This window comes from Streptomyces aurantiacus (genome assembly GCF_027107535.1).
Lineage (GTDB): Bacteria > Actinomycetota > Actinomycetes > Streptomycetales > Streptomycetaceae > Streptomyces.
On the sequence record NZ_CP114283.1, the window covers coordinates 2,243,677 to 2,269,401 of the forward strand.

General features: G+C 70.8%; 22 protein-coding genes. 17 read left to right on the plus strand and 5 right to left on the minus strand.

The window, feature by feature from the left end; genetic code table 11:
- Positions 1 to 187: 187 nt before the first annotated feature.
- Positions 188 to 346 (minus strand): hypothetical protein, encoded by a 159-nt coding sequence (locus O1Q96_RS11605; RefSeq protein WP_269248089.1) that lies wholly within the window; start codon positions 344 to 346, stop codon positions 188 to 190.
- 228 nt (positions 347 to 574) lie between these two features.
- Here O1Q96_RS11605 and O1Q96_RS11610 point away from each other — a divergent pair, with 228 nt between their 5' ends.
- Positions 575 to 817 (plus strand): sensor histidine kinase, encoded by a 243-nt coding sequence (locus tag O1Q96_RS11610; RefSeq protein ID WP_331276036.1) that lies wholly within the window; start codon positions 575 to 577, stop codon positions 815 to 817.
- Between the two features lie 104 nt (positions 818 to 921).
- Here the strand turns inward: O1Q96_RS11610 and O1Q96_RS11615 are convergent, their stop codons facing one another.
- A complete protein-coding gene (locus O1Q96_RS11615; RefSeq protein WP_269248090.1) occupies positions 922 to 1,173 on the minus strand; it encodes a hypothetical protein in 252 nt (83 codons plus the stop codon).
- Between the two features lie 212 nt (positions 1,174 to 1,385).
- Between O1Q96_RS11615 and O1Q96_RS11620 the strand changes: the two genes are divergently transcribed.
- The 14 genes from O1Q96_RS11620 to O1Q96_RS11685 all read left to right on the plus strand — a co-directional run bounded on the left by O1Q96_RS11620 (position 1,386) and on the right by O1Q96_RS11685 (position 18,740).
- Positions 1,386 to 1,823 carry a response regulator transcription factor gene (locus O1Q96_RS11620; RefSeq protein ID WP_269248091.1) on the plus strand — a complete coding sequence of 146 codons (438 nt, stop codon included), beginning with the start codon at positions 1,386 to 1,388 and terminating at the stop codon, positions 1,821 to 1,823.
- A gap of 75 nt (positions 1,824 to 1,898) precedes the next feature.
- Positions 1,899 to 3,950 (plus strand): excinuclease ABC subunit UvrC, encoded by a 2,052-nt coding sequence (gene uvrC, locus O1Q96_RS11625; RefSeq protein ID WP_269248092.1) that lies wholly within the window; start codon positions 1,899 to 1,901, stop codon positions 3,948 to 3,950.
- On the plus strand, positions 3,947 to 5,044 hold the full coding sequence (rapZ, locus tag O1Q96_RS11630) for an RNase adapter RapZ (protein ID WP_269248093.1): 1,098 nt from the start codon (positions 3,947 to 3,949) through the stop codon (positions 5,042 to 5,044). The genes uvrC and rapZ overlap by 4 nt, the downstream gene beginning before the upstream one ends.
- Positions 5,041 to 6,108, plus strand: a complete 1,068-nt coding sequence (locus O1Q96_RS11635; RefSeq protein WP_217460275.1) for a gluconeogenesis factor YvcK family protein — start codon at positions 5,041 to 5,043, stop codon at positions 6,106 to 6,108. Before rapZ ends, O1Q96_RS11635 begins: the two co-directional genes overlap by 4 nt.
- Positions 6,099 to 7,088, plus strand: coding sequence for a DNA-binding protein WhiA (whiA, locus tag O1Q96_RS11640; RefSeq protein ID WP_269248094.1), 990 nt, complete (start codon positions 6,099 to 6,101; stop codon positions 7,086 to 7,088). The genes O1Q96_RS11635 and whiA overlap by 10 nt, the downstream gene beginning before the upstream one ends.
- A 187-nt stretch (positions 7,089 to 7,275) precedes the next feature.
- Positions 7,276 to 10,227, plus strand: coding sequence for a M14 family metallopeptidase (locus tag O1Q96_RS11645; protein ID WP_269248095.1), 2,952 nt, complete (start codon positions 7,276 to 7,278; stop codon positions 10,225 to 10,227).
- 191 nt (positions 10,228 to 10,418) lie between these two features.
- Positions 10,419 to 11,429, plus strand: coding sequence for a type I glyceraldehyde-3-phosphate dehydrogenase (gene gap / locus O1Q96_RS11650; protein ID WP_269248096.1), 1,011 nt, complete (start codon positions 10,419 to 10,421; stop codon positions 11,427 to 11,429).
- A 129-nt stretch (positions 11,430 to 11,558) separates the two neighbouring features.
- A complete protein-coding gene (locus tag O1Q96_RS11655) occupies positions 11,559 to 12,770 on the plus strand; it encodes a phosphoglycerate kinase (protein ID WP_269248097.1) in 1,212 nt (403 codons plus the stop codon).
- Positions 12,771 to 12,776: 6 nt separating this feature from the next.
- Positions 12,777 to 13,553, plus strand: a complete 777-nt coding sequence (tpiA, locus tag O1Q96_RS11660; RefSeq protein WP_217460280.1) for a triose-phosphate isomerase — start codon at positions 12,777 to 12,779, stop codon at positions 13,551 to 13,553.
- A gap of 145 nt (positions 13,554 to 13,698) precedes the next feature.
- A complete protein-coding gene (gene secG / locus O1Q96_RS11665; RefSeq protein WP_009300451.1) occupies positions 13,699 to 13,929 on the plus strand; it encodes a preprotein translocase subunit SecG in 231 nt (76 codons plus the stop codon).
- 235 nt (positions 13,930 to 14,164) lie between these two features.
- The gene (locus O1Q96_RS11670) at positions 14,165 to 14,500 is read left to right on the plus strand and encodes an RNA polymerase-binding protein RbpA (RefSeq protein WP_003957010.1); all 336 of its coding nucleotides are present in this window, start codon (positions 14,165 to 14,167) and stop codon (positions 14,498 to 14,500) included.
- Positions 14,501 to 14,672: 172 nt separating this feature from the next.
- Positions 14,673 to 15,941: an MFS transporter gene (locus O1Q96_RS11675; protein ID WP_269248098.1), complete on the plus strand. Its 1,269-nt coding sequence runs from the start codon at positions 14,673 to 14,675 to the stop codon at positions 15,939 to 15,941.
- A 68-nt stretch (positions 15,942 to 16,009) separates the two neighbouring features.
- Complete coding sequence (pgi, locus tag O1Q96_RS11680) at positions 16,010 to 17,665, plus strand: glucose-6-phosphate isomerase (RefSeq protein ID WP_269248099.1); 1,656 nt, start codon at positions 16,010 to 16,012, stop codon at positions 17,663 to 17,665.
- 103 nt (positions 17,666 to 17,768) lie between these two features.
- Positions 17,769 to 18,740 carry a DUF3824 domain-containing protein gene (locus tag O1Q96_RS11685; RefSeq protein WP_269248100.1) on the plus strand — a complete coding sequence of 324 codons (972 nt, stop codon included), beginning with the start codon at positions 17,769 to 17,771 and terminating at the stop codon, positions 18,738 to 18,740.
- Positions 18,741 to 18,759: 19 nt separating this feature from the next.
- Here O1Q96_RS11685 and O1Q96_RS11690 read toward each other — a convergent pair whose 3' ends face one another.
- The 3 genes from O1Q96_RS11690 to O1Q96_RS11700 all read right to left on the minus strand — a co-directional run bounded on the left by O1Q96_RS11690 (position 18,760) and on the right by O1Q96_RS11700 (position 22,422).
- The gene (locus tag O1Q96_RS11690; protein ID WP_269248101.1) at positions 18,760 to 21,051 is read right to left on the minus strand and encodes an ABC transporter permease; all 2,292 of its coding nucleotides are present in this window, start codon (positions 21,049 to 21,051) and stop codon (positions 18,760 to 18,762) included.
- An 88-nt stretch (positions 21,052 to 21,139) separates the two neighbouring features.
- The gene (locus O1Q96_RS11695; RefSeq protein WP_269248102.1) at positions 21,140 to 21,910 is read right to left on the minus strand and encodes an ABC transporter ATP-binding protein; all 771 of its coding nucleotides are present in this window, start codon (positions 21,908 to 21,910) and stop codon (positions 21,140 to 21,142) included.
- Entirely contained in the window at positions 21,907 to 22,422 is a 516-nt protein-coding gene (locus O1Q96_RS11700; RefSeq protein ID WP_269248103.1) for a PadR family transcriptional regulator, read from the minus strand. Before O1Q96_RS11700 ends, O1Q96_RS11695 begins: the two co-directional genes overlap by 4 nt.
- 163 nt (positions 22,423 to 22,585) lie before the next feature.
- Between O1Q96_RS11700 and O1Q96_RS11705 the strand changes: the two genes are divergently transcribed.
- Both O1Q96_RS11705 and O1Q96_RS11710 read left to right on the plus strand, forming a co-directional pair.
- The gene (locus O1Q96_RS11705; RefSeq protein ID WP_269248104.1) at positions 22,586 to 23,860 is read left to right on the plus strand and encodes an ABC transporter substrate-binding protein; all 1,275 of its coding nucleotides are present in this window, start codon (positions 22,586 to 22,588) and stop codon (positions 23,858 to 23,860) included.
- A 163-nt stretch (positions 23,861 to 24,023) separates the two neighbouring features.
- Positions 24,024 to 25,697 carry a glycoside hydrolase family 13 protein gene (locus O1Q96_RS11710; RefSeq protein ID WP_269248105.1) on the plus strand — a complete coding sequence of 558 codons (1,674 nt, stop codon included), beginning with the start codon at positions 24,024 to 24,026 and terminating at the stop codon, positions 25,695 to 25,697.
- Positions 25,698 to 25,725: the final 28 nt, after the last annotated feature.

Below are 25,725 nucleotides of genomic sequence, written 5' to 3' on the forward strand. Positions count from 1 at the left end.
CGTTCGCGCTGTTCGGAGGGGCCGCCCGGTCGGTGTACGGGGGATGGTCACATGCGTACGCCGTGGTTCCCGGCCCAAGTCATCCCGCATTGAAGCCTGTTGACCAGGCCCGGACAACACCTGATGCGCAACTTCACTGTCCGGGCGCTCCGCGTGGTCCCTCGGAGTACCGCGTCGAGGTGTCCGTTCACCGCTCCAGCAGGTCCCGGACCGCCCGCGCGGACAGCGCCGACTCGTGCAGGAAGCCGCGGGCCGGGCCGGCCGCCACCAGTTCCTGGAAGTCCTCCAGGGAGTGGGTCGAGACGAGCATCACCGCGGGCACGGAGGCGGCGAGCGCTCCCACCACGTCGAGGCCGTTCTCGCCGTAGCCGTAGCCGTAGCCGTAGCCGTAGCCGTAGCCGTAGCCGTAGCCGTCGAGGTCGATGAGAGCGACGTCCGGAGTCAGTTCCCGCGCCCGTGCGACCGCCTCCGCGCCTGTGGAGGCGACGCCGACGACCTGAAGACCGAAGTGGTCGCGTCGTCTACTACGTGGCCTCCGAATGCCTCACCAACGCCGCCAAGCACGCGCGCGGCGGTGGTCGAGGTGCGGGCGCGGACGTACGACGGAGCCCTGGAGGCCGTCATCGGCGACGACGGGGTCGCAGGGGCCGAACCGGGCGGCGGAGCGGGGCTGGTGGGCCCCTCCGACCGGGTCGAGGCGATCGGCGGCAGGCTGAGCGTGCGGAGCCCGCCGGGCAGGAGCACCACGCTCATGGTGAGGCTGCCTCTGCCGCAGGACGCCCAGGAGATGGGCGGCGAGGTGTCCCCGGACCGATGACGGCCCGGAGCGTGCGCGACGGTGAACCGACGAGGGGGAGTCCTGGATCCGTGACACGCGTACGCTCCGGGCTGCCTGCACGGAAGGTGGCAGAACCGTCCGGTTCAGGGGCGGGGGTCCCCGCCGTGCCGTGCCGACCGCAGGCGCTTGGCACGAACGATGTCGGGGTCGCGGGGGTCGAGGCCGGACAGCAGACCGTCGCCGTACCGCTCCTCGTCCTCGTACGGGCGGACCCGGACCGACCGTCGTGGTTTCTCGATCCGTGTCTGTCGCATCTTCCGCAGCCCTTCGGTCATCGACCCGACGCCCTTTGTCCGGGGCGCCCGGTCCACCTGCATCTGCACTGGTACGAGCATTGCCCCGAACTGTTTCCGTGTCGTCACGGCCAGCCCCCGAAACGGGTTCCGGTCCACCTCCATTGCCCGCCACCGGCCAGCCGTAACCGTCCAAGCCCGGCAGGCTGTTGGACGCGTACCGCGGACAAGTACCGCAGACGGGTGCGATACCGGGCGGCCGAGCGGACGATGAGCACCATGGACGGAGCACACCCTCCCGCGCGCGGGAGGGTGTGCTGGCCGCCGACGACGTCCTGCTCAGAGAGGGGCCGGTGAGCCCCTGTGAGCGGCTCGGCCACGAGGTGGCGGGCCGGGCGGGCGACGCCGGCGCGCTTGTGGACCTGGTCGAGGAGCATCTCCCGGACCAGGTGATCGTCGACATCGGGATGCCGCCCACCCACTCCACGGAGGGGCTGAAAGCGGCCCGCGGCATCCGCGAGCGGTATCCCGACCTCGGCATTCTCGTCCTGTCCGCCATCGTGGAGGTCGAGGACGCCCCGGAGCTCATGGCCGAGGGCTGCTCCGACGCCGGCATCGGCCGACGTCCCTGGGCGACCGGGGGCACCGTCGAGAAGCACCTGCGGAGCATCCTCGGGAAACTCGGCCTCCCCGAGGCCGCCGACGGCCACCGCCGGGTGCCGGCCGTCCTGACCTTCCTGGAGTCGCGGTAGTCCCTGGCCGGACCGGGTCCGGCCGGGCGCCGACAGGCCGTCGCGCTGTCACACCCCGCCAGTAGGGTGTGAGACATGGCCGACCCCTCCAGCTACCGCCCCAAGCCGGGACAGATCCCCGACTCGCCGGGGGTCTACAAATTCCGCGACGAGCACCACCGGGTGATCTACGTCGGGAAGGCGAAGAGCCTGCGCCAGCGCCTGGCGAGCTACTTCCAGGACCTCTCCGGCCTCCACCCGCGTACGCGCACGATGGTCACCACCGCGGCGTCGGTCGAGTGGACGGTGGTGTCCACGGAGGTCGAGGCGCTCCAGCTGGAGTACTCCTGGATCAAGGAGTTCGACCCCCGGTTCAACGTCAAGTACCGCGACGACAAGAGCTATCCGTACCTCGCGGTCACCCTGAACGAGCAGTTCCCGCGGGTGCAGGTGATGCGCGGTCACAAGAAGAAGGGCGTGCGCTACTTCGGTCCGTACGGGCACGCGTGGGCGATCCGCGACACCGTGGACCTCCTGCTGCGCGCCTTCCCGGTGCGGACGTGTTCCGCCGGCGTGTTCCGGAACGCCGAGCGGACGGGCCGCCCCTGCCTGCTCGGCTACATCGGAAAGTGCTCCGCCCCCTGCGTCGGACGCGTCTCGGCCGAGGAGCACCGCGAACTCTCCGAGGAGTTCTGCGACTTCATGGCCGGCCGCACGGGCACGTACATCCGCCGCCTGGAGCGGCGGATGGCGGACGCCGCCGAGGACATGGAGTACGAGCGCGCCGCCCGCCTGCGCGACGACATCGGGGCCCTCAAGAAGGCCATGGAGAAGAGCGCCGTCGTGCTCGCCGACGCGACGGACGCCGACCTGATCGCGCTCGCCGAGGACGAACTGGAAGCCGCCGTACAGATCTTCCACGTCCGCGGCGGCCGGGTGCGGGGCCAGCGCGGCTGGGTCACCGACAAGGTCGAGGCGGTCACCACCGGCGACCTGGTCGAGCACGCGCTCCAGCAGCTGTACGGGGAGGAGACCGGCGACTCCGTACCCAAGGAGGTGCTCGTCCCGGCGCTGCCCGACCCTGTGGAGCCCGTCCAGGAATGGCTCACCGGGCGCCGCGGGTCGAACGTGTCACTGCGGATCCCGCAGCGCGGTGACAAGAAGGCCCTCATGGAGACGGTCCAGCGCAACGCGCTCCAGGCGCTCGGTCTGCACAAGACGAAGCGCGCCTCCGACCTGACGACCCGCTCCCGGGCCCTGGAGGAGATCGCCGAGGCACTCGGCCTGGACAGCGCGCCCCTGCGCGTCGAGTGCTACGACATCTCGCACCTCCAGGGCGACGACGTCGTGGCGTCGATGGTCGTCTTCGAGGACGGGCTGCAGCGCAAGAGCGAGTACCGGCGCTTCCAGATCAAGGGCTTCGAGGGCCAGGACGACGTCCGGTCCATGCACGAGGTGATCACCCGCCGTTTCAAGCGCTACCTCGGCGAGAAGGAGAAGACCGGTGAGTGGGCCGACGGCGAGTCCGGTCCCACCGAGGAGGACGGGCGGCCCAAGCGCTTCGCGTACCCGCCGCAGCTGGTCGTCGTCGACGGCGGCAAGCCGCAGGTCGCGGCCGCCCAGAGGGCCCTGGACGAGCTGGGCATCGACGACATCGCCGTCTGCGGCCTCGCCAAGCGCCTGGAAGAGGTGTGGCTGCCCGGCGAGGACGACCCGGTGGTGCTGCCACGTACCAGCGAAGGGCTCTATCTTCTTCAGCGTGTGCGCGACGAGGCGCACCGCTTCGCGATCACCTATCAGCGCGCCAAGCGGGCCCGGCGCTTCAGGGCGAGCCCGCTCGACGACGTGCCGGGACTCGGCGAGACGCGCAAGCAGGCGCTGATCAAGCATTTCGGTTCGGTGAAAAACCTGCGATCCGCGACAATCGACCAGATCTGCGAGGTTCCCGGCATAGGCCGCAAGACGGCCGAGGCCGTCGCTGTGGCCTTCGCCCGGGCGGCCCCGGCGGCCCCCGCCGTGAACACCGCGACCGGAGAGATCATGGAAGACGAGGAACGCGTGGAAGAGGCACCCGAAACGACGGCGGGTGCCGCAGGGGAGCCCGTGTCCGCGGGCGCCCCGGACGAACGACGGGGGCAGGAGAGATGACCGAGCACCAGCAGGAAGAACCCTCGGCAGGACGCACGGCGGAGACCGAAGAGCCGCGCACGGCCGCAGCCGGGGCACCGCACACAGCTGAGACCGAGGCATCGCACAAGCAGGCACGCGAGGATCGCCCGCAGGAGCCGGCGGCGGACGACGCGGCCGGCGAAGCGGCGAAGGAAGACGGAGCGGAAGTGAACACGGGCACCACCATCGAGACGCCCGGCGTCCCCGAGGCGGCCATCCCGGAGCTGGTGATCATCTCCGGGATGTCGGGCGCGGGCCGGTCGACCGCCGCCAAGTGTCTGGAGGACCTCGGCTGGTTCGTCGTCGACAACCTGCCTCCTGCGCTGATCCCCACCATGGTGGAGCTCGGCGCCCGCTCGCAGGGGAACGTGGCGAGGATCGCGGTCGTCGTCGACGTCCGCGGCCGCCGCTTCTTCGACAACCTCCGAGATTCCCTCGCCGACCTGGCGACCAAGCACGTCACCCGGCGGATCGTCTTCCTGGAGTCCTCCGACGAGGCCCTGGTGCGCCGCTTCGAGTCGGTGCGCCGGCCGCATCCCCTCCAGGGCGACGGCCGCATCGTCGACGGCATCGCCGCCGAGCGCGAGCTGCTGCGCGAGCTGCGCGGCGACGCCGACCTGGTGATCGACACCTCCAGCCTGAACGTGCACGAGCTGCGCGCCAAGATGGACGCCCAGTTCGCGGGCGAGGAGGAGCCCGAGCTGCGGGCCACCGTCATGTCCTTCGGCTTCAAGTACGGCCTCCCGGTCGACGCCGACCTCGTCGTGGACATGCGGTTCCTGCCCAACCCGCACTGGGTCCCGGAGCTGCGCCAGTACACCGGCCTCAACGAGGAGGTGGCCGCGTACGTCTTCAACCAGCCCGGCGCCAAGGAGTTCCTCGACCGGTACGCCGAGCTGCTGCGCCTGATCCAGACCGGCTACCGCCGTGAGGGCAAGCGCTATGTGACCATCGCGGTCGGCTGCACCGGCGGCAAGCACCGCTCCGTCGCCACGTCGGAGAAGCTCGCCGCCCGCCTGGTGGCCGAGGGAGTGGAGACGGTCGTCGTCCACCGGGACATGGGCCGCGAATGAATGGACGTTCTCTGCGGCTGAGCCGGCTGCGGCGGGTCGGCGCCGAGGGCCGCGGCGGCAAGCCCGCCGAGGCCCGCGGTGCCAAGCCGCGCCGCCGCGGCGCCCAGCCCAAGGTCGTCGCGCTCGGCGGGGGCATGGGGCTGTCCGCCTCACTCGCCGCCCTGCGCCGCATCACCGGCGACCTCACCGCGGTCGTCACGGTCGCCGACGACGGCGGCTCCAGCGGCCGCCTGCGCGACGAGCTGGGCGTGCTCCCGCCCGGTGACCTGCGCAAAGCCCTGGCCGCGCTGTGCGGCGACGACGACTGGGGTCAGACCTGGGCCCGCGTCATCCAGCACCGCTTCCAGTCCCAGGGCGAGCTGCACGAGCACGCGGTCGGCAATCTGCTGATCGTCGCCCTGTGGGAGCAGCTCGGCGACCACGTGCAGGCGCTCGACCTGGTCGGCAGGCTCCTCGGCGCGCACGGCAGGGTGCTGCCCATGTCCGCCGTACCCCTGGAGCTGCAGGCGCTGGTCAGGGGCCACGACCCGGAGCGGCCCGAGGACGTCGACACCGTCCGGGGCCAGGCCACCGTGGCGCTCACCCCCGGCGAGGTGCAGTCCGTGCACCTCGTGCCGCACGACCCGCCGGCCGTGCCCGAGGCCGTCGCCGCGGTCCTCGACGCGGACTGGGTGGTCCTCGGCCCCGGCTCCTGGTTCTCCTCGGTGATCCCGCACCTGCTCGTGCCCGAGCTGCTCGACGCCCTCACCGAGACGAAGGCGCGCCGGGTCCTCCCGCTGAACCTCGCTCCGCAACCCGGAGAAACAGAAGGCTTCTCACCGCAGCGTCATTTGGAGGTTTTGGGACGACACGCCCCTAAACTCGCCCTGGACGTGGTGTTGGCCGACGAGGCCGCCGTGCCCGACCGCGAGTCACTCGCCGAAGCCGCCGAGCGGTTCGGCGCAGCGGTCGAGCTGGCGCCGGTGGCCAGGACCGACGGCACTCCGAGGCACGATCCGGAGCTGTTGGCCGCCGCGTACGACCGTATTTTTCGGATGCATGGAAGGATCGGCCCATGGCGATGACGGCAGCGGTGAAGGACGAGATCTCCCGGCTTCCCGTCACCCGGACCTGCTGCAGAAAGGCGGAGGTCTCCTCCATTCTGCGGTTCGCGGGCGGCCTTCACCTGGTGAGCGGCCGCATCGTGATCGAGGCGGAGCTGGACACCGCGATGGCGGCACGACGGCTCAAGCGGGACATCCTGGAGATCTTCGGCCACAGCTCCGAACTGATCGTGATGGCGCCCGGCGGTCTGCGCCGCGGCTCCCGTTACGTCGTACGGGTCGTCGCCGGCGGTGACCAGCTGGCCCGCCAGACCGGCCTCGTGGACGGCCGTGGACGCCCGATCCGGGGTCTGCCGCCGCAGGTGGTCTCGGGGGCCACCTGCGACGCCGAGGCGGCCTGGCGCGGGGCGTTCCTGGCCCACGGCTCGCTCACGGAACCCGGCCGCTCGTCCTCGCTGGAGGTGACCTGCCCGGGCCCGGAGGCCGCGCTCGCGCTGGTCGGCGCCGCCCGCCGCCTGTCGATCCCCGCGAAGGCCCGCGAGGTGCGCGGCGTGGACCGGGTCGTCGTACGCGACGGAGACGCCATCGGAGCGCTCCTCACCCGCCTCGGCGCCCACGAGTCCGTGCTGGCCTGGGAGGAGCGGCGGATGCGCCGCGAGGTCCGCGCCACCGCCAACCGCCTCGCCAACTTCGACGACGCCAACCTGCGCAGGTCGGCCCGTGCCGCGGTCGCCGCCGGAGCCCGCGTGCAGCGTGCCCTGGAGATCCTCGCGGACGAGGTCCCGGAGCACCTCGCGGCCGCCGGACGGCTGCGCATGGATCACAAGCAGGCCTCCCTGGAGGAGCTGGGCGCGCTCGCCGACCCGCCGCTGACCAAGGACGCCGTCGCGGGCCGTATCCGCCGACTGCTCGCCATGGCCGACAAGCGGGCCCAGGACCTGGGCATCCCGGGCACGGAGTCCACGCTCACCGAGGAGATGGCCGACAACCTCGTGGGCTGATTCGAGGACCGGACCGCGCCGGCCTCCCGGCCGCCGGCCCCGAAATCGCCAACCCGCCGGTGCGCGCGCCCATTTGGGGTAACCGCACCGGCGTTTCGCTGTCCTTGAGGCACTCTTGACTTGACCATGAAGTGTCATGAGCCTGGCATCTGTTCGCCGCTGTGGCGGACTACTGCAAGGGGGGCTCATGAGACGAAGAGCGAGATCGATCCTCGCTGCCGGCGCACTCCTGCTCGGCGGAGTGGCCATCGCACCCATGGCGCAGGCCGAACCCGGTGCCGCGGCCGACCCGGGCGCGGACGAGGTCAAGGTGTTCCGCGCGGACGTCACGAAGGAACAGGTACCCCTGCTCCTCGCGGCGGGCCAGGACAGTCACGAACTGGGTGAACGAGTACCCCGCAAGGGCACGGCCACGGTCGAGGTCTACCTCACCGACAAGGAGGCCGACCGCCTGGAGAAGAAGGGCGTCGATCTCACCGAGCACAAACTTTCGGCCAAGGCACGCGCGCGCGTGGCGGCCGCGGGGGACGGCGTCTACCGGCCGTACAGCGGCAAGGGCAACCTGAAGGAGGAGATCGTCAGAACGGGGCAGCAGAACCCGTCCCTGACGAAGGTCGTCTCCATCGGCAAGACCCTCCAGGGGCAGGACATCCTGGCCGTCAAGCTCACCAAGAACGCCAAGAAGACCAAGGACGGCGCCAAGCCCTCCACGCTGTACATGTCCAACCAGCACGCCCGTGAGTGGATCACGCCCGAGATGACCCGGCGCCTGATGCACCACTACCTGGACAACTACGGCAAGGACCAGCGGATCACCAAGCTCGTGAACTCCACCGAGCTGTGGTTCGTCCTCTCCGCCAACCCCGACGGCTACGACTTCACGTTCGACGCCGACGGTGACCGCCAGTGGCGCAAGAACATGCGTGACGTCAACGGCGACGGCGTCTGGACGGTCGGCGACGGCGTCGACCTCAACCGCAACTTCGCCTACAAGTGGGGCTACGACAACGAGGGCTCGTCCCCGTACCCGACCAGTCAGACCTACCGCGGCGCGAGCCCCGGCTCCGAGCCCGAGACCAAGGCGATCGACGCCTTCCAGAAGCGCATCGGCTTCGAGTACGGCATCAACTACCACTCCGCCGCCGAACTGATCCTCTACGGGGTCGGCTGGCAGGTGGCGACCCCGAGCCCCGACGACGTGCTCTACAAGTCCCTGGCGGGCACGCCCGAGAACCCGGCGGTCCCCGGCTACCACCCGCAGGTCTCCTCCGAGCTCTACACCACCAACGGCGAGGCCGACGGACACGCGTCCAACGTCAACGGCACGGCGATGTTCACCCCCGAGATGTCGACCTGCCAGACCGTGTCGAACTTCGACCCTAACGACGCCTGGAACGCCGCGGACTGCGCCTCGGTCTTCACCTTCCCGGACGACGAGAAGCTGATCCAGCAGGAGTTCGCGAAGAACGTCCCGTTCGCGCTCTCCGTCGCCGAGTCGGCGGCCAGGCCCGACCGGCCGAAGTCCTCGGTCGGCGTCGACGCCCCCGACTTCACTCCGGCCCCCTTCGCGACGTCGTACTCCCGGGGCGCCGACCAGGAGATCTCGGTGGTCGCCCGCAGGTCGGTACGCGACAAGGAGCTCAAGTACCGCGTCAACAACGGCCGTACGTGGGACCAGGCGCTCAAGCCCTGGAAGGGCGGCGAGACCTTCGGAGGCGAGGACAACCGCTACTTCGACGAGTACCGCGCCCCGGTCCAGGACGGTGAGCCGGGCGACAAGGTCGAGATCTGGTTCACCGGCGAGACCCGCAGCGGAAAGCCCACCTCCAGTGAGCGCTTCACGTACACGATCGCCGAACGGCCGCGCGCCGACACGCTGGTGGTCGCCGAGGAAGGTGCCGCGGCGACGAAGGCACAGCTGTACGTCGACGCCCTGAAGGCCAACGGCCGCAAGGCCCTCGTCTGGGACGTCACCACCCAGGGCGCGCCCGACGCGCTCGGCGTCCTCGGCCACTTCAAGACGGTCGTCCACTACACGGGAGCCGACCGCCCCGGTTACACCACCCAGCTGCAGCTGCGCGCCTACCTCAACGAGGGCGGCAAGCTGATCGAGGCGGGCGAGCAGGCAGGTGGCCAGGTCGCGCTGCCGGGCGCCCTGACCAACGACTTCAGCCAGTACTACCTGGGTGCCTACTCCCGCACGACCACTCCGGGCGTCACGGCCTTCACCGGTTCGGGGAAGCTCGGGGGTGCCGCGGGCCCGCTCGGCGACACGCCCGGGAACCCGCTGAACGCGGCGGGCGCCTACAGCGTCACCTCGGACACCCTGCCCGTCTCCACGTTCCCGCAGTTCGCGAGCGCCGGAGCCGGAGCGTACCCGGGCACCGTCAACCCGTACGGCCCGTACGCGGGCACCTCCATGGCGGCCGTCACCCACTCCGACTACGCCTGGAACCGGCTCACCCGCACCATCGACCTCACCTCGGTGAGCGCGGCCGACGCGCCCACCCTGCGCACCAGGCTCCTGTGGGACACCGAGGAGGGCTACGACCACGCGGCCCTGGAGGCGCACACGGCCGGGGCCGACGACTGGACCACGCTCCCGGAGAAGGGCGGCGCCACCGGCACCGCGGTGCCCGCCGAGTGCGAGGCCGGCTACTTCATCCAGGCGCACCCCGCCCTCAAGCGCTATCTGACCCTGGGCGAAGGCGGCTGCACCCCGACCGGCACGAGCGGCTCCTGGAACAGCTTCACCGGGGCCTCGGACGGCTGGCAGCAGGTCGAGTTCGACCTGTCCGCGTACGCCGGGAAGACGGTGGAGGTGTCGCTGAGCTACATCAGCGACCCGGGCTCCGGCGGCCACGGAGTCCTCGCCGACAACGCCTCCGTCGTCCTCGGCGGCACGGCCGGCGAGACCGAGGGCTTCGAGACGTCGCTCGGCGCCTGGAAGGTTCCCGGGCCGCCCGCGGGCAGCCCCGCGGTCGTCAACGACTGGGGCCTGTCCGGCGAGCTCTTCAAGACGTACGGAGCGGTCACCACGCGTGACACCGTGCTGTTCGGCTTCGGCCTGGAGCACGTCACCGCGGCGGCCGACCGCACGGCCCTGCTGGGCAAGGCGCTGGCCGCCCTGCGCGGCTGACACGGTCGAACACCGGGGCTTCGAGCCCGGGCGGTCCGTACCCCTACTGGCGGGTACGGACCGCCCTGCCGTGTATGGGGTATCTCGATGTCACCACGGGAGCCTCAGGGAGGTAGGGTCGTAGGCGGTCGGGGACATCCCATACAGCTCGCCGGTGTCGAACCCGGCGTACCAACGAGGAGATCGGTTTCGTGACGATCCGCGTAGGCATCAACGGCTTTGGCCGCATCGGTCGTAACTACTTCCGCGCGCTGCTGGAGCAGGGTGCTGACATCGAGATCGTGGCTGTCAACGACCTGGGTGACACCGCGACCACCGCACATCTGCTCAAGTACGACACCATCCTGGGCCGCCTCAAGGCCGAGGTGTCCCACACCGCCGACACGATCACCGTCGACGGCAAGACCATCAAGGTGCTGTCCGAGCGCAACCCCGCCGACATCCCGTGGGGCGACCTCGGCGTCGACATCGTGATCGAGTCGACCGGCATCTTCACCAAGAAGGCCGACGCCGAGAAGCACATCGCCGGCGGCGCCAAGAAGGTCCTCATCTCGGCTCCGGCCAAGGACGAGGACATCACCATCGTGATGGGCGTCAACCAGGACAAGTACGACGCGGCCAACCACCACGTCATCTCGAACGCCTCGTGCACCACCAACTGTGTGGCGCCGATGGCCAAGGTTCTCGACGAGAACTTCGGCATCGTCAAGGGCCTGATGACCACGGTCCACGCGTACACGAACGACCAGCGGATCCTGGACTTCCCGCACTCGGACCTGCGCCGCGCCCGCGCCGCCGCCGAGAACATCATCCCGACCACCACGGGCGCGGCCAAGGCCACCGCCCTGGTCCTCCCGCAGCTCAAGGGCAAGCTCGACGGCATCGCGATGCGCGTTCCGGTCCCGACCGGCTCGGCCACCGACCTGGTCGTGACGCTGCAGCGCGAGGTCACCAAGGACGAGGTCAACGCCGCGTTCAAGAAGGCCGCCGACGACGGCGACCTCAAGGGCTTCCTGACCTACACCGAGGACCCGATCGTCTCCTCGGACATCGTCGGCGACCCGGCCTCCTGCACCTTCGACTCCTCCCTGACCATGGTCCAGGAGGGCAACTCGGTGAAGATCCTCGGCTGGTACGACAACGAGTGGGGCTACTCCAACCGCCTCGTCGACCTCACGGTCTTCGTCGGCGACCAGCTCTAGGTCCAAGAAGCAAGGCACCTCGATGTGAGCACAGGGCCCGGGCAGCGCACCGCCGCGCACCCCGGGCCCTGTGGCACGTGCTGAGCGATCAGCCCTCTGGGACGCAAGAGCCACCCTAGGAGTCCACTTATGAAGACGATCGACGAACTTCTCGCCGAAGGGGTCGACGGCAAGCGGGTCTTCGTGCGCGCCGACCTGAACGTGCCGCTCGCCGAAGGCCGGATCACCGACGACGGCCGCATCCGTGCCGTCCTGCCGACTGTCAAGGCCCTCGCCGAGGCCGGCGCCAAGGTGGTCGTCGCCTCCCACCTGGGACGCCCCAAGGGCGCCCCGGACCCCGCCTTCTCGCTGCGGCCCGCCGCCGAACGGCTCGCTGAGCTCCTCGACGCGCCCGTGGCGTTCGCCCAGGACACCGTCGGCCCCGCCGCCCACGACGCCGTGAACGGGCTGGAGCCCGGCCGGGTCGCGGTAGTCGAGAACCTGCGCTTCAACGCCGGCGAGACGTCCAAGGACGACGCCGAGCGCGGCGAGTTCGCCGATCGGCTGGCCGCCCTGGCCGATGTGTACGTGGGCGACGGTTTCGGCGCCGTGCACCGCAAGCACGCATCGGTCTTCGACCTCCCGGCGCGGCTGCCGCACGCCGCCGGCTTCCTCATCGCCACCGAGGTCGGTGTGCTGAAGAAGCTCACCGAGGACGTCAAGCGGCCCTACGTCGTCGCCCTCGGCGGCTCGAAGGTCTCCGACAAGCTCGCTGTCATCGACCAGCTGCTCGGCAGGGCGGACCGCCTCCTCATCGGCGGCGGCATGGTGTTCACCTTCCTCAAGGCCAAGGGGTACGAGGTCGGCACCTCCCTCCTCCAGGAGGACCAGATCCCGGTCGTCCAGGAGTACATCGAGCGGGCGCAGAAGAACGGCGTCGAGCTGGTCCTCCCCGTCGACGTGCTGACCTCCACCGAGTTCCCGGACCTGAAGACCAAGGCGCCGGCGAACCCCGAGACCGTCGCCGCGGACGCCATCCCCGCCGACCAGCTGGGCCTGGACATCGGCCCTGAGACCCGCAAGCTGTACGCCTCGAAGCTCGCCGACGCCGCCACCGTCTTCTGGAACGGCCCCATGGGCGTCTTCGAGCACCCCGACTACGCCGAGGGCACCAAGGCGGTCGCCCAGGCCCTTCTCGACTCCCCGGCCTTCACGGTCGTCGGCGGCGGCGACTCCGCCGCGGCCGTCCGCATCCTGGGCTTCGACGAGACGGCATTCGGCCACATCTCGACCGGCGGTGGCGCCTCCCTCGAATACCTCGAGGGCAAGACGCTCCCCGGCCTCGCCGCACTGGAGGACTGACCCCGTATGACCACTCGCACGCCGCTGATGGCGGGCAACTGGAAGATGAACCTCAACCACCTCGAGGCCATCGCGCACGTCCAGAAGCTCGCCTTCGCCCTCGCCGACAAGGACTACGACGCCTGTGAGGTCGCGGTCCTGCCGCCCTTCACGGACCTGCGTTCGGTACAGACCCTGGTCGACGGCGACAAGCTCAAGATCAAGTACGGCGCCCAGGACCTCTCGGCGCACGACTCCGGTGCCTACACCGGCGAGATCTCCGGCTCGATGCTGGCCAAGCTCAAGTGCACGTACGTGGCGATCGGCCACTCCGAGCGCCGCCAGTACCACGCCGAGACCGACGAGATCGTCAACGCCAAGGTGAAGGCCGCCCACAAGCACGGCCTCACCCCGATCCTGTGCGTGGGCGAGGAGCTGGAGGTCCGCGAGGCGGGCAACCACGTCGCGCACACGCTCACCCAGGTCGAGGGCGGCCTCAAGGACGTCCCCGCCGAGCAGGCCGAGTCGATCGTGATCGCGTACGAGCCGGTCTGGGCCATCGGTACCGGCAAGGTCTGCGGCGCCGACGACGCCCAGGAGGTCTGCGCGGCGATCCGCGGCAAGCTCGCCGAGCTGTACTCGCAGGAAGTGGCCGACGCCGTCCGCATCCAGTACGGCGGTTCGGTGAAGTCCGGGAACGTCGCCGAGATCATGGCGAAGCCCGACATCGACGGCGCCCTGGTCGGTGGCGCGTCGCTGGACACCGACGAGTTCGTCAAGATCGTCCGGTTCCGCGACCAGTAAGTCGCACTCCGGACGTGAACCGCCAGGCTGCGAGTATGCGGTAGCGGTGTTACGTCGTACCCTTGCGGGGGCCGGGAGGCTTCGAACCCGAAGCACCGGCCCCCGTCGTCCGTCTAAGTCCGAGGAAGTTGGTCCAGCCGTGGTTATGGGGTTCTCGATCGCCCTGATCGTCTTCAGCCTGTTGCTGATGCTGCTGGTGCTGATGCACAAGGGAAAGGGCGGCGGCCTCTCCGACATGTTCGGTGGCGGCATGCAGTCGTCCGTCGGTGGATCCTCGGTCGCCGAGCGCAACCTCGACCGCATCACCGTGGTGGTCGGTTTGCTGTGGTTCGCGTGCATTGTGGTGCTGGGCATTCTGATGAAGGTCAACAACTGATCACTGGCCGACATCGCCACAGCAGCACAAACGCACATTACGCAAGCACATTCCGCACGTAAGGCCCCATGTCCGGTGCGCGCCCGCAGGCGCGGCCTATCATGGGGCTTGCGTCTGTGTGCAGGGTGTAACTCGAATCACTGGACGCGCGTTGGGCCTTACGTAGACTGAGGCGCTCGCAGCGAAGCGTCACGCCGACTCGTTTCGCGGCACCATCACGCAGGGAGTTACGACCGTGGCAAGTGGCAACGCGATCCGAGGAAGCCGGGTCGGGGCGGGGCCGATGGGCGAGGCCGAGCGTGGCGAGTCCGCGCCCCGGCTGCGCATCTCCTTCTGGTGCTCCAACGGGCACGAGACGCAGCCCAGCTTCGCCAGCGACGCGCAGGTCCCCGACACCTGGGACTGCCCGCGCTGCGGCTTTCCCGCCGGACAGGACCGGGACAACCCGCCGGACCCGCCGCGCACCGAGCCGTACAAGACGCACCTCGCGTATGTACGGGAACGGCGCAGCGACGCGGACGGCGAGGCGATCCTCGCCGAGGCGCTCGCCAAACTGCGGGGCGAAATCTAGGAATTGAGATCCGGCCGGACACCGCGAGGTGCCCGGCCGGAAGTGTCTTTCGACAAACCCATTGTCCGACCGGACGTATTTCTCCTACGTCCTTGGCCGCACAGCTCCGCGGCCCATTGTCAGTGGTGCCCTCTACGGTTTCTGGATCAACGGAATCCGGGGGAGGGACACGGTGGCGACGGTCGGTACGAAAGACATCGGCGCGCCCGCGTGGCGCGGGGGATTCGGACGGCTGTGGAGCGCCGCCGTGCTCTCCAGCTTCGGCGACGCGCTGCGCACGGCCGCGCTGCCGTTGCTGGCCGTCACGCTGACCGACGAGCCGTTGCTCGTCGCGTCCGTCACCGCCTGCGGCTATCTGCCCTGGATCGTCTTCGGGCTGCTGGGCGGGGCCGTCGCCGACCGGGTGGACCAGCGACGCGCCATGTGGGCCGTGGATCTGACCCGAGGTCTGCTGATGGGGGCCTTCGCGGTGGCCGTCTGGCTCGGGCACGCCTCCATCGCCCTGCTCATCGGGCTGGCCGTCACCCTGACCACCCTGCAGACACTCTTCGACAACGCCTCCACGGCCCTGCTGCCCGCGCTGGTGGGCAAGGAGACGCTGGACAGCGCCAATTCCCGGCTGATGACCGGACAACAGATGGCGGGCGGCCTCCTGGCCGGGCCCCTCGTACCGCTGCTGCTCGCCGCGGGAGCGGCCGTCCCCTTCGCGGCCGACGCGGTGACCTTCCTGGTGGCGGCCGCGCTCGTGGCCTCCCTCAGGATCGCCGCGCCCGGGCACGCGCCGAGACCGGCGGGCGACACCCTGCGCCGGGAGATCGCCGAAGGGCTGCGCGCACTGTGGGGCGACAGGGTGCTGCGCGGACTCTGCGCCGCCACCGCACTGTGCAACGTGGGCATGGGCGCTCTCATCGCCACGATGGTGCTGCTCGTGACCGGTCGGCTGGACGCGGGAGAGGCGGGGTACGCGGCGGCGATGACCGCGTACACGGTCGGCAGCCTGGCCGGGGGAGTGGTGAACCGGCGGCTCGTGGAGCGCGTCGGGCGGATCCGCGGGGTGCTGCTGGCCGGCGCGGTACAGATCGGCGCCCTCGTCGTGATGGGATCCGTGCGCAACCTGGCCGCGCTCGTCGCGAGCCTCGCCGTCTTCGGGTTCATGGGGATGGTGTGGAACGTCAACACGCGGACGCTGATGCAGCAGCGCAGTCCCGCCGGCATGCTCGGCCGCGTCAGCTCGGCCTTCCGCACCCTGGCCGTCGCGGGAGCACCGCTGGGCGCACTGCTGGGCGGGCTCGTGGCCACCGCCTGGGGGCTGAACACTCCGGCGCTGCTCGCGGCCGCCTTCTTCGTTCTGTCCGTCGTCGCGCTGATACCCGCGCTCGAGCCGGACGTATCTGTTGTTGAACCGGACGACGACGGGACGACAGCTCACGTCACTCCCTGATCAATTAGGTTGGGACCGGCAGCGGGGCAAGGTACGCAGCACAGGCAGGAAAGAGGCGGAAGTCCGAGATGAACGCAGAAAGCCGTACCAGGCTCAACCAGACGCCCGAGTGGACCGCTCTGGCCAAGCACCGGGAGGAACTCGCCGAGACGCACCTGCGCGAGCTGTTCGAGGAGAACCCGGGACGCGGCGCCGCGTACACGCTTCAGGTCGGTGATCTGCACGTCGACTACTCCAAGCATCTGGTCACCGACCGGACGCTGCGGCTGCTGCGCGAGCTGGCCGCGGCGACGGACGTGGCCGGCCTGCGGGACGCGCTGTTCCGCGGCGAGAAGATCAACACGACCGAGGACCGGGCGGTCCTGCACACCGCGCTGCGCGCCCCGCGCGACGCGGTCGTCGAGGTCGACGGCGAGAACGTCGTACCGGCGGTGCACGCGGTCCTCGACAAGATGGCCGGCTTCGCCGAGCGCGTCCGCTCGGGCGAGTGGACCGGGCACACCGGCAAGCGCATCAAGAACGTGGTGAACATCGGCATCGGCGGCTCCGACCTGGGCCCGGCGATGGCCTACGAGGTGCTGCGGTCCTTCACCGACAGGGATCTGACGGTCCGCTTCGTGTCGAACGTCGACGGGGCCGACCTGCACGAGGCCGTGCGGGACCTGGATCCGGCCGAGACGCTGTTCGTCATCGCCTCGAAGACCTTCACCACCATCGAGACGATCACCAACGCGACCTCGGCGCGCGACTGGCTGCTGACCGAGCTGAAGGCCGGTCAGGAAGCCGTCGCCAAGCACTTCGTGGCACTGTCGACGAACGCCGGGAAGGTCGCGGACTTCGGCATCGACACGGCCAACATGTTCGAGTTCTGGGACTGGGTCGGCGGCCGCTACTCGTACGACTCCGCGATCGGTCTCTCGCTGATGATCGCGATCGGTCCGGACCGCTTCCGGGAGATGCTCGACGGATTCCATCTCGTCGACGAGCACTTCAGGACCGCGCCCGCCGAGTCCAACGTGCCCCTCCTGCTCGGCCTGCTGGGTGTCTGGTACGGCAACTTCCACGACGCGCAGGCGCACGCGGTGCTGCCGTACTCGCACTACCTGTCCAAGTTCACCGCGTACCTCCAGCAGCTCGACATGGAGTCCAACGGCAAGTCCGTGGACCGCGACGGGCACCCGGTGGAGTGGGAGACGGGCCCCGTCGTGTGGGGCACACCGGGCACCAACGGGCAGCACGCCTACTACCAGCTCATCCACCAGGGCACGAAGCTGATCCCCGCGGACTTCATCGGCTTCGCCGAGCCGGTCGCGGAGCTCAGTGACGGGCTGAAGGCGCAGCACGACCTGCTGATGGCCAACTTCTTCGCCCAGACGCAAGCGCTGGCGTTCGGCAAGACCCCGGACGAGGTGCGGGCGGAGGGCGTGCCCGAGGAGCTGGTGCCGCACAAGACGTTCCGGGGCAACCACCCGACGACGACGATCCTCGCGCGCGAGCTCACCCCGTCGGTCCTCGGCCAGCTCGTCGCCCTCTACGAGCACAAGGTGTTCGTGCAGGGCGCGATCTGGAACATCGACTCCTTCGACCAGTGGGGCGTCGAGCTCGGCAAGGTCCTCGCCAAGCGCGTCGAGCCCGCTCTGACGGAGGGGGCTCAGGTGCCTGGCCTCGACGAGTCCACCACTGCGCTCGTGGCCAAGTACCGGGAACTGCGGGGCCGGAAGTAGGCGTGGAGTAGTCGTGTGGGTGGGGAGGCGGACGGCACGTCAGGCGTCCGCCTCCCGTAGAATTCCGGCCGATCATGGCGTCGAGGGCTCGGGGGAGCTGAACATGGCTGGTTCGCGCGGAAGATGGCTCAGCCGCAACCTGTCGGTGGCGTCGATTCTGCAGCCCAAGGCCGTGGCCCAGGCGGTGTTCCACCCGGCGTGGATCCCGCCGGCGGTCGATCCGTCGGTGGAGCGCCTCAAGCGGGTGCGCGTCGTCGCCGGGGCCGTCGCGGCGTTCGGCGTGTACACGTTCGTGGAGGGCAGGTTCGACTTCAGGGAGATCCTGGAGAACATCGTTGTCGCGGCCCTCGTCCTGCTGTTCATCACACCTCTGACGGTGGGCGTGATGCTCTTCGTCTGGCGGCGCACCGGCAGGATCCGCGAGCTGCGAGGGTCCCTGTTCAACTCGCTCAAACTGCTGCTGCTCTTCATCGGCATGGTCGTCGGGACGGTGCTGCTGTGGCAGCTGTCGATCCAGCTCGGCGCCATCTGGACGGTGGTGCTCGGCCTGCCGGCGATGTGGATCACCGGCTTCCTGATGTACGGGGCCGTGCAGCTGTCCGGGAACTTCTTCGGTTCCGCCGCCGTGCACCGCGCCCTGCCGGCGCTGCTCGCCACGGTGACGACATGGCTGATGGCCCTTCCGGACCTGGTCACCGGTGATCTGCACGGGCTCAGCTTCAAGCTGGGGGTCGTCTTCATCCTGGGCGCCCCGCTGACGGTCACGGGCATCGCCGCCCTGGAGACGCACCGGCTCCGACGCCACCACGGGATCCGGCTGTCCGCGCATCCGGCGACGCTCCCGCAGACGCGGCCGTACACACCGCACAACGGGTTCGTGCCGCCCCAGGGGAACATGTACCCGCCGCCGGGCCAGCCGTACGCGCCTCCCGGTCAGCCGTACGTGCCGCCGGGGCAGCCCTACGCACCTCCGGGCCAGCCGTATCCACCGGGAAACGGCGTGCCGCACCCGCCGTATGTCCAGGGCAACCCGTACGGACCGCCCCAGCAGCCGCAGTCGCCGTACCGGTCCTGACGCGGCCCGACCCGGCGGCTCAGGCCACCGCGCTCAGCGTGTCCGCGAGTCTGCGGCGGGCCGCCCGGGCCGCGGGCAGCACGGCGAGCGCGGCGGCGCCGAGCACGGCGGCCGCGCCGAGGAGCAGCAGCAGGACGGGGGAGGGCCCCCGGGCGATCCCGGCGCCGATGCCGCTCGACCTGCCCTGGGCGTCGATCAGCCAGTGCGCGAGGGGCACCCCCAGCGCCGCTGCGACGACGACCGCGGCCAGCGCCGTGCACGCCGTGGCCGTCACCGTGACCGCGGTGATCTGCCGCGGGGTCAGCCCGATCGCCTTCAGGGCCAGCAGGTCTCGTTCGCCCTCGCGCACGGTGCCGCCGATCGCGGTGAGCAGTTCGATCAGACCGATCAGCGCCAGCACCGCGATCAGCCCCGCGACGACGGCGCGCAGCGGCGACAGTCCGTCGGCCGGGTTGGGCACGGCGTACGCGCTGACGTCGCCGTGCGTGACGGCGGTCAGCGCGGCGGCCACCCGGTGCGGGTCGGCGCCGGGGCGCAGCTGGAGCTGGTACAGGGTCGCCCGGAGCCCCGGGTCGTTCTCCCGGAGGGTGTCGAGCGAGGTGGAGATGACCCGGCCGCCGTTCTCCGGCTCGATGCTCCGCCCCACGATGTGCAGGACCTGGGGCCGGGCGCCCACCGTCATCCGTACCCAGTCACCGACGCGCACGTCCAGCAGGTCGAGCAGTCCCTGACCGGCCACCGCCTCGTCGGGCCCGTGCGCGGCGCGGCCCTCGGCCAGCGAGAACGGATAGGGGTCCCGGCGGGTGCCGAGCCCGCGCAGTGCGATCGTGCCCGTCTGGCCCGGGACCAGGGCGGCCACCTCGACGCCCGGATGGACGGCGGCGACCTGCGGATTCCGGGCCAGCAGGGCGCGTACGTCCGGATCGTTCAGGTTCTCGTCCGCCCGTACGGTCAGCGCCGCCGCGAGACCGATCCGGTCGGGCCTGCTCTGGAAGCGGTCGATGGTGGTCCACGCGCTCATGGCCACGACGATGAGCAGCAGCGGCAGGGCCAGCCGGGCCACCGTGGCCAGCGAGCGCGGGCGGCGGGAGAACGCCTTGTGCCAGCCCAGGACCAGCGCCGACGGCAGCCGCAGCCCGAGCGCCGAGCGCGCCGGGCCGGAGAGCCGGCCGCCGAGCGGTGCCGCGGCCCGCAGCCCCGGCACCGGGGGCACCTGCCCCGCCCGCCAGGCCGCGAGTGCGGTCGTCGCGGCGATGAACAGCACCACGACCACGGGTACGGCGAGGAGCGCGGCCGTGTGTCCCGGCAGGCCCTGCCACACCCCGACCGCGTCCCCCGGACGCCCCGGTGCCCGGCTGCCCAGGGCCTGGGTGAGGGCGGCGCCGAGCACGGCGCCGAGGAGCGCGAACGCCACGTGCTGGAGGAGGAAGATCCGCACCACCTGGCCCGGTGTGAACCCGATCGCCTTCAGGACGGAGATGTCCCGGAGATGGCCGCGGATGCGGGTACCGATCGCGCCGTGCACCGCGAGCGCGGCGGCGAGCAGGGCACCCAGGCCGAACAGTCCGAGGATCTGGCCGAGCAGCCGGTTGCCGCCCTGGGCCTCGGCCCGGGCCTGCTGCCAGCTGGACACGTCGCTGACCGCCTTGGCGCCGAGGAGGGTGACGGCCCGCTGGACGGCGTAGTCCGTGTCGTCGGGGTCGGTCAGCCGCAGTCCGGCCACCTGGCCGCCGCGTCCGTCGGTGCGCTGCACGGCGGAGGGGAGCGCCCACACGAGGCCCGACCGCTCGCCCGGGCTGTAGCGGGGCTCGGCGCCGTCCGCGACGCCCAGGACGGTCAGGGTCCGCCCGGTGCCGGGCACGGTGAGGGTGTCCCCGGGCTCGGCCCACAGGGCCCGGGCGAGGCTGCTCTCCAGCACCACACCGTCCGGCGTGGCCGAGTCGAGCCAGCGGCCGGAGGTGATCAGCGGACGGCCGGTCGAGGGCCGGTCGGTGGTACCCCGCAGCTCGACGGAGGCACGGGTGCCGCGCGACTCGACGGTCGCGGCGGCGGTGGGGTACGGGCCCGCGACGGACTCCACGCCCTCCACTCCGGCGAGTCTTCCGGCGTCGGCCGAGGGGCCGGTGTGGATCCACACGTGCGCGCCCTGCGACTGGGTGAAGACCCGCTGCCAGGGGTTGGTCGCGTATCCGAAGAGGGCCGTGGCCAGCAGCAGCGAGGCGACGATCCCGGCGGTGGCGAGCACGATGAACAGCGCCTCGCCGCGATGCGAGCGCAGATCGGCGTGCGCCCAGCGCAGGGTGGCCCGCACGCCCGCTCAGCCTCTCGGCTCGTGGAAGGGGAAACCGACGGGGGAGAGGGCCCGGGAGGGGATCCGGGGCGAAGGCTCGGGCACGCGCTCAGTCCCTCAGTTCCAGCACGCCGGATATCCCCTTGCCGCGGGCGGGCGGGCTGTCGAGCACCGCGTCGTCGGCGATGCGGCCGTCGAAGAAGCTGATCACCCGGTCCGCGGCGCTCGCGAGCCGTGCGTCGTGCGTGACCAGCACGATGGTCTGGCCGCGTCGGTGGAACCGCGACAACAGCCGGGTCACCTCCCGGGTGCCCTTGCTGTCGAGGCTGCCCGCGGGCTCGTCGGCCAGCAGCAGCCGAGGGTGGTTGACCAGGGCTCGGGCCAGCGCCACGCGCTGCTGCTCGCCGCCGGACAGCTCGCCCGGCATGCTGCGCTCCTTGCCCTCCAGGCCCAGCTCGGCGAGGAGCCCCTCACGCTCGGCGCGCGCCTGTCGGGGGGAGAGGCCGGCGAGGAGGGCGGGCAGCTCGACGTTGTCGGCGACCGACAGGTTCGACACCAGGTTGAAGAACTGGAAGACGATGCCGATCCGGCGCCGGCGCTCGACGGCCCAGCGGGCCTCGCTGTACGCGTCCGTGCACTCGCCGTCCAGCCAGATGCTGCCGGAGTCCGGTCTCTGGAGCCCGCCGAGCAGATGCAGCAGGGTCGACTTGCCGGCGCCGGACGGGCCGGTGACGGCCACGAACTCGCCCTGTCGTACGGAGAGGTCCACGCCGCGCACGGCGTGCGCGGGGGCGCCCTCGCCGTGGTGGGTCTTGACCAGGCCCTCGGCACGCAACAGGGGCGCGCCCTCGGCACGCGGCGAAGGAGCGGTGCGGCTCATTCCAGCTCCTCCAGTTCCTCCTGGCACCGTTCCAGCCAGTCGAGGTCGGCCTGCAGATGCAGCATGGCGCCCTCTATGAGCAGCTGGGAGATGCGGTTGTCCCGGCTCTCGGCCGCGGCGAGCTTCGACAGGTCGCGCATGGTGTTCAGGTACTCGCGTCGTTGTTTGTTGATCAGGGCGATCTGGTCGGCGAGTCCGGTCCGCGGCGCGAGGGCGAGCTTCATGAAGAACTCGTCCCGCACGCGCGGCTCGTCCGCCGTCTCCTCGTACCAGGCGCGCAAGGCCTCACGCCCGGCGTCGGTGAGGTGGTAGATCTTCTTGTTGGGCCGGCTCGACTGCTCGACTTCCTCGCCCTCGATCAGTCCCGACTTCTCGAGGCGGCCGAGCGTCACGTAGATCTGGCCGACGTTCGGCTGAGGGTACGCGGCACCCAGCAGTTGCTCAAGGTCCTGCTTGAGCTCGTAGCCGTGGGCCGGGCCGCGTGCCAGCAGGGCCAGGAGGGGCAGCCGCACTCGTGCTCTCCTCCCCCTTCTCCGGTCCTTGTCGGGTGCCGCAGGCCCGGGTGCCCGGGGCCGATGTGCCGCAGGCCCTAGTATCGCCCATACCTAACGGGTATACATGGCCTCTGACTCCGGGTGAAGGCGCCCGGCAGCCGGGTGTACCAGGGAGGAACCTATGCGGTGGCTGCATGCCGCGGGTAGGGGGCTCCTGGTCGCGGCCGTGGTTCTGACCGGATACGTCGCCTCGGGCGTGCAGGCCGACGGGGCGCGCGGCGGCGGGCGAGGCCCGCTCACTCTGGCCACCGCCGGGGACCTCACCGGTTATCTGGGACCGCTGCTCGACGGCTGGAACCGCACCCACCCCGGCGAGAAGGTCACCCTCGTCGAACTGCCGGACTCCGCCGACGAGACCCGGGCGCAGATGACCACCGACCTGCGCGGCGGTGGCCGGGGCCGCTTCGACGTCCTGAACATCGACGTCGCCTGGACCTCGGAGTTCGCCGCCGCGGGCTGGATCTCGCCGCTGTCCCGGGACCGCTTCCCGCTCGACGGGTTCCTCCGGCCGGTCGTGGACACGGCGACGTACGACGACCGGCTGTACGCGGTTCCCTACGTCACCAACGCGGGACTGCTCCTCTACCGCAAGGACGTCCTCGACAAGGAGGGTGTCCCGCCGCCGCGAACCTGGGCCGAGCTGGAGGAACAGGCGCGGACCATCGCGCCGAAGCACGGGCTCGACGGCTACGCGGGCCAGTTCCTGCCCTACGAGGGGCTCACGGTGAACGCCGCCGAGGCGGTCTACTCGGCGGGCGGCAGCATCCTCGGCGACGAGGGCGAGCGGGTCACCGTCGACTCGGCGGCGGCCCGCGAGGGCATCGGCTTCCTGGCCCGCGGTGTGCGCGACGGCTGGATCCCCGAAAAGGCGCTGGCCTACAAGGAGGAGGAGTCCAAGCAGGCCTTCCAGGACGGGCGCCTCCTCTTCCTGCGCAACTGGCCGTACGCCTATGTCGGTGCCTCCGCCCAGGGCTCGCCGGTCGCCGGCAAGGTGGGCGCGGTGCCGCTGCCCGGACCCGACGGGCCGGGTACGAGCGTGCTCGGCGGTTCGAATCTCGCGGTCAGCGCGCATGCACGGCACCCCGACTCCGCGGCGCGCCTCATCGCGTATCTCACGAGCGAGCGCATGCAGCGGCAGGTGCTGACCAAGGGTGCCTTGCCGCCCGTGCGGACCGCGCTCTACGAGGACCCGGAGCTGATCCGGCGGTTCCCCTATCTTCCGACGCTCCGCGCGAGCGTCCGCGCGGCGGCGCCGCGCCCCAAGAGTCCGCGCTACGACCAGGTCAGCCTGGCCGTGCAGGCCGTGGTGCACGACGCGATGACCGGGCATCAGACGCCCGAGGCCGCGGTGCGACGCCTGGCGCGGGAGCTTGCGGACATCTCGCGCCGAGGCTGAGCCTCTCCTTCGCCGCACTCCGGCAGGATCATAGTTACATGTTAAGTAACACGACCGTCTCGTTCTTCGCTTTCGAGGTGGAAAAGTGCGGATATAAAATCCCAACTCTCAGATGGATTCGATCGACTCGTTGACACCTGCGCGACACGCCTACTTAACATGCATGCATAACCGGAGGCACGCACAGACAGGTCAACGGGTGACGCTCAACATGCACCACTGGTGGCGCGACGCAGTGATCTACCAGGTCTACGTCCGGAGCTTCCTGGACAGCACCGGGGACGGCATCGGCGATCTCGCCGGGGTACGGGCCGGACTGCCCTACCTCAAGAAGCTGGGGGTCGACGGGGTCTGGCTGAGCCCCTTCTATCCCTCGCCGCAGCACGACCACGGCTACGACGTGTCCGACTACTGCGACGTCGACCCGCTCTTCGGCGACCTAGGCGAGTTCGACCTGCTGATGACGGACGCCCGGCGGCTCGGCGTCAAGGTGCTCCTCGACATCGTCCCCAACCACTGCTCGGGCGAGCACCCCTGGTTCCAGGAGGCCCTGGCCGCGGCGCCGGGCAGTGCGGCCCGCGCCCGCTTCCACTTCGCCGACGGCCGGGGCCCGGGCGGCGCGGAGCCGCCCAACAACTGGCACGCCATGTTCGGCGGCCCCGCCTGGAGCCGGGTCACCGAACAGGACGGCACCCCCGGCCAGTGGTACCTGCACATGTTCACGCCCGAGCAGCCCGACCTGAACTGGCGCAACCCCGAGGTCGGCGCCCACTTCGACCACGTCCTGCGCTTCTGGCTCGACCGGGGCGTCGACGGCTTCCGCATCGACGTGGCCGCAGGTCTCTACAAGCACCCCGGGCTGCCGGACTCGCCCGATCCCGAGGCCGACGCCCGCACCCGGGACTCCGTCAACCCGCTCGCCTGGAACCAGCCCGAGGTGCACGACGTCTGGCGGCACTGGCGTTCGGTGTGCGAGGAGTACACCGCCCAGGACGGCCGGGAGCGGCTGCTCGTCGGCGAGGTCTCCGTGCCGACCGCCCGCGAACACGCCCTGTACGTACGGCACGACGAACTGCACCAGGCCTTCTTCTTCGACCTGCTCAGCGCGCCCTGGAGCGCCGACGCCTTCCGCAAGGTCATCTCCCACGCCATGCAGGACATCGCGGGCACCGGCTCGACGGTCACCTGGGTCCTCAACAACCACGACCAGGTCCGCACGGTCACCCGCTACGGCGAACTGGGCACCGAGGGCAGCGGGCTGGGCGCCGCCCGCGCCCGCGCGGCCGCCCTGCTGATGCTGGCGCTGCCCGGAGCCGCGTACATCTACCAGGGGGAGGAGCTCGGGCTGCCCGAGGTCGTCGATCTGCCCGACGACGTGCTCACCGACCCGATCTACCGCCGCACCGGCAGCCGCGCCCGGATCCGGGACGGCTGCCGAGTGCCGCTGCCGTGGTCCGGACACGCCTCGCCGTTCGGCTTCACCTCCGGCGCCGAGAGCGCCAAGCCGTGGCTGCCGCAGCCCGCCTACTTCGCCGAGTACGCCACCGAGCGCGCCCTCGCCGACACCCGGTCCTTCTGGCACCTCTACCGCGACGGGCTCCAACTGCGAGCGGGAATGCCCCAGTTGGGTGAGGGGACGCTGCGCTGGCTGGACACCCAGCCCGGCGTCCTCGCCTTCGTCCGCGGCGACGGCCTGGTCTGCGCCGTCAACTTCGGTACGGCCCCGACGCCCGCGCCGGTCGCCGGCACCCCTCTGCTGGCCAGCGGCCCCTGTGCCCCGGGCGTCCTGCCCGGCTCGACGGCCGCCTGGTGGATCAGCGACCACCCCCATCCCTGACCGTCCCCACCCCGACCGCCGACTCCCG

What these genes read in the sequence shown, in the direction of transcription:
- O1Q96_RS11615 (WP_269248090.1), bottom strand. Translation starts at nt 1,173, where the DNA reads ATGCTCGTACCAGTGCAGATGCAGGTGGACCGGGCGCCCCGGACAAAG.
- uvrC (WP_269248092.1), top strand. Translation starts at nt 1,899, where the DNA reads ATGGCCGACCCCTCCAGCTACCGCCCCAAGCCGGGACAGATCCCCGAC.
- rapZ (WP_269248093.1), top strand. Translation starts at nt 3,947, where the DNA reads ATGACCGAGCACCAGCAGGAAGAACCCTCGGCAGGACGCACGGCGGAG.
- O1Q96_RS11635 (WP_217460275.1), top strand. Translation starts at nt 5,041, where the DNA reads ATGAATGGACGTTCTCTGCGGCTGAGCCGGCTGCGGCGGGTCGGCGCC.
- whiA (WP_269248094.1), top strand. Translation starts at nt 6,099, where the DNA reads ATGGCGATGACGGCAGCGGTGAAGGACGAGATCTCCCGGCTTCCCGTC.
- O1Q96_RS11645 (WP_269248095.1), top strand. Translation starts at nt 7,276, where the DNA reads ATGAGACGAAGAGCGAGATCGATCCTCGCTGCCGGCGCACTCCTGCTC.
- O1Q96_RS11655 (WP_269248097.1), top strand. Translation starts at nt 11,559, where the DNA reads ATGAAGACGATCGACGAACTTCTCGCCGAAGGGGTCGACGGCAAGCGG.
- tpiA (WP_217460280.1), top strand. Translation starts at nt 12,777, where the DNA reads ATGACCACTCGCACGCCGCTGATGGCGGGCAACTGGAAGATGAACCTC.
- secG (WP_009300451.1), top strand. Translation starts at nt 13,699, where the DNA reads ATGGGGTTCTCGATCGCCCTGATCGTCTTCAGCCTGTTGCTGATGCTG.
- pgi (WP_269248099.1), top strand. Translation starts at nt 16,010, where the DNA reads ATGAACGCAGAAAGCCGTACCAGGCTCAACCAGACGCCCGAGTGGACC.
- O1Q96_RS11685 (WP_269248100.1), top strand. Translation starts at nt 17,769, where the DNA reads ATGGCTGGTTCGCGCGGAAGATGGCTCAGCCGCAACCTGTCGGTGGCG.
- O1Q96_RS11695 (WP_269248102.1), bottom strand. Translation starts at nt 21,910, where the DNA reads ATGAGCCGCACCGCTCCTTCGCCGCGTGCCGAGGGCGCGCCCCTGTTG.
- O1Q96_RS11705 (WP_269248104.1), top strand. Translation starts at nt 22,586, where the DNA reads ATGCGGTGGCTGCATGCCGCGGGTAGGGGGCTCCTGGTCGCGGCCGTG.
- O1Q96_RS11710 (WP_269248105.1), top strand. Translation starts at nt 24,024, where the DNA reads ATGCATAACCGGAGGCACGCACAGACAGGTCAACGGGTGACGCTCAAC.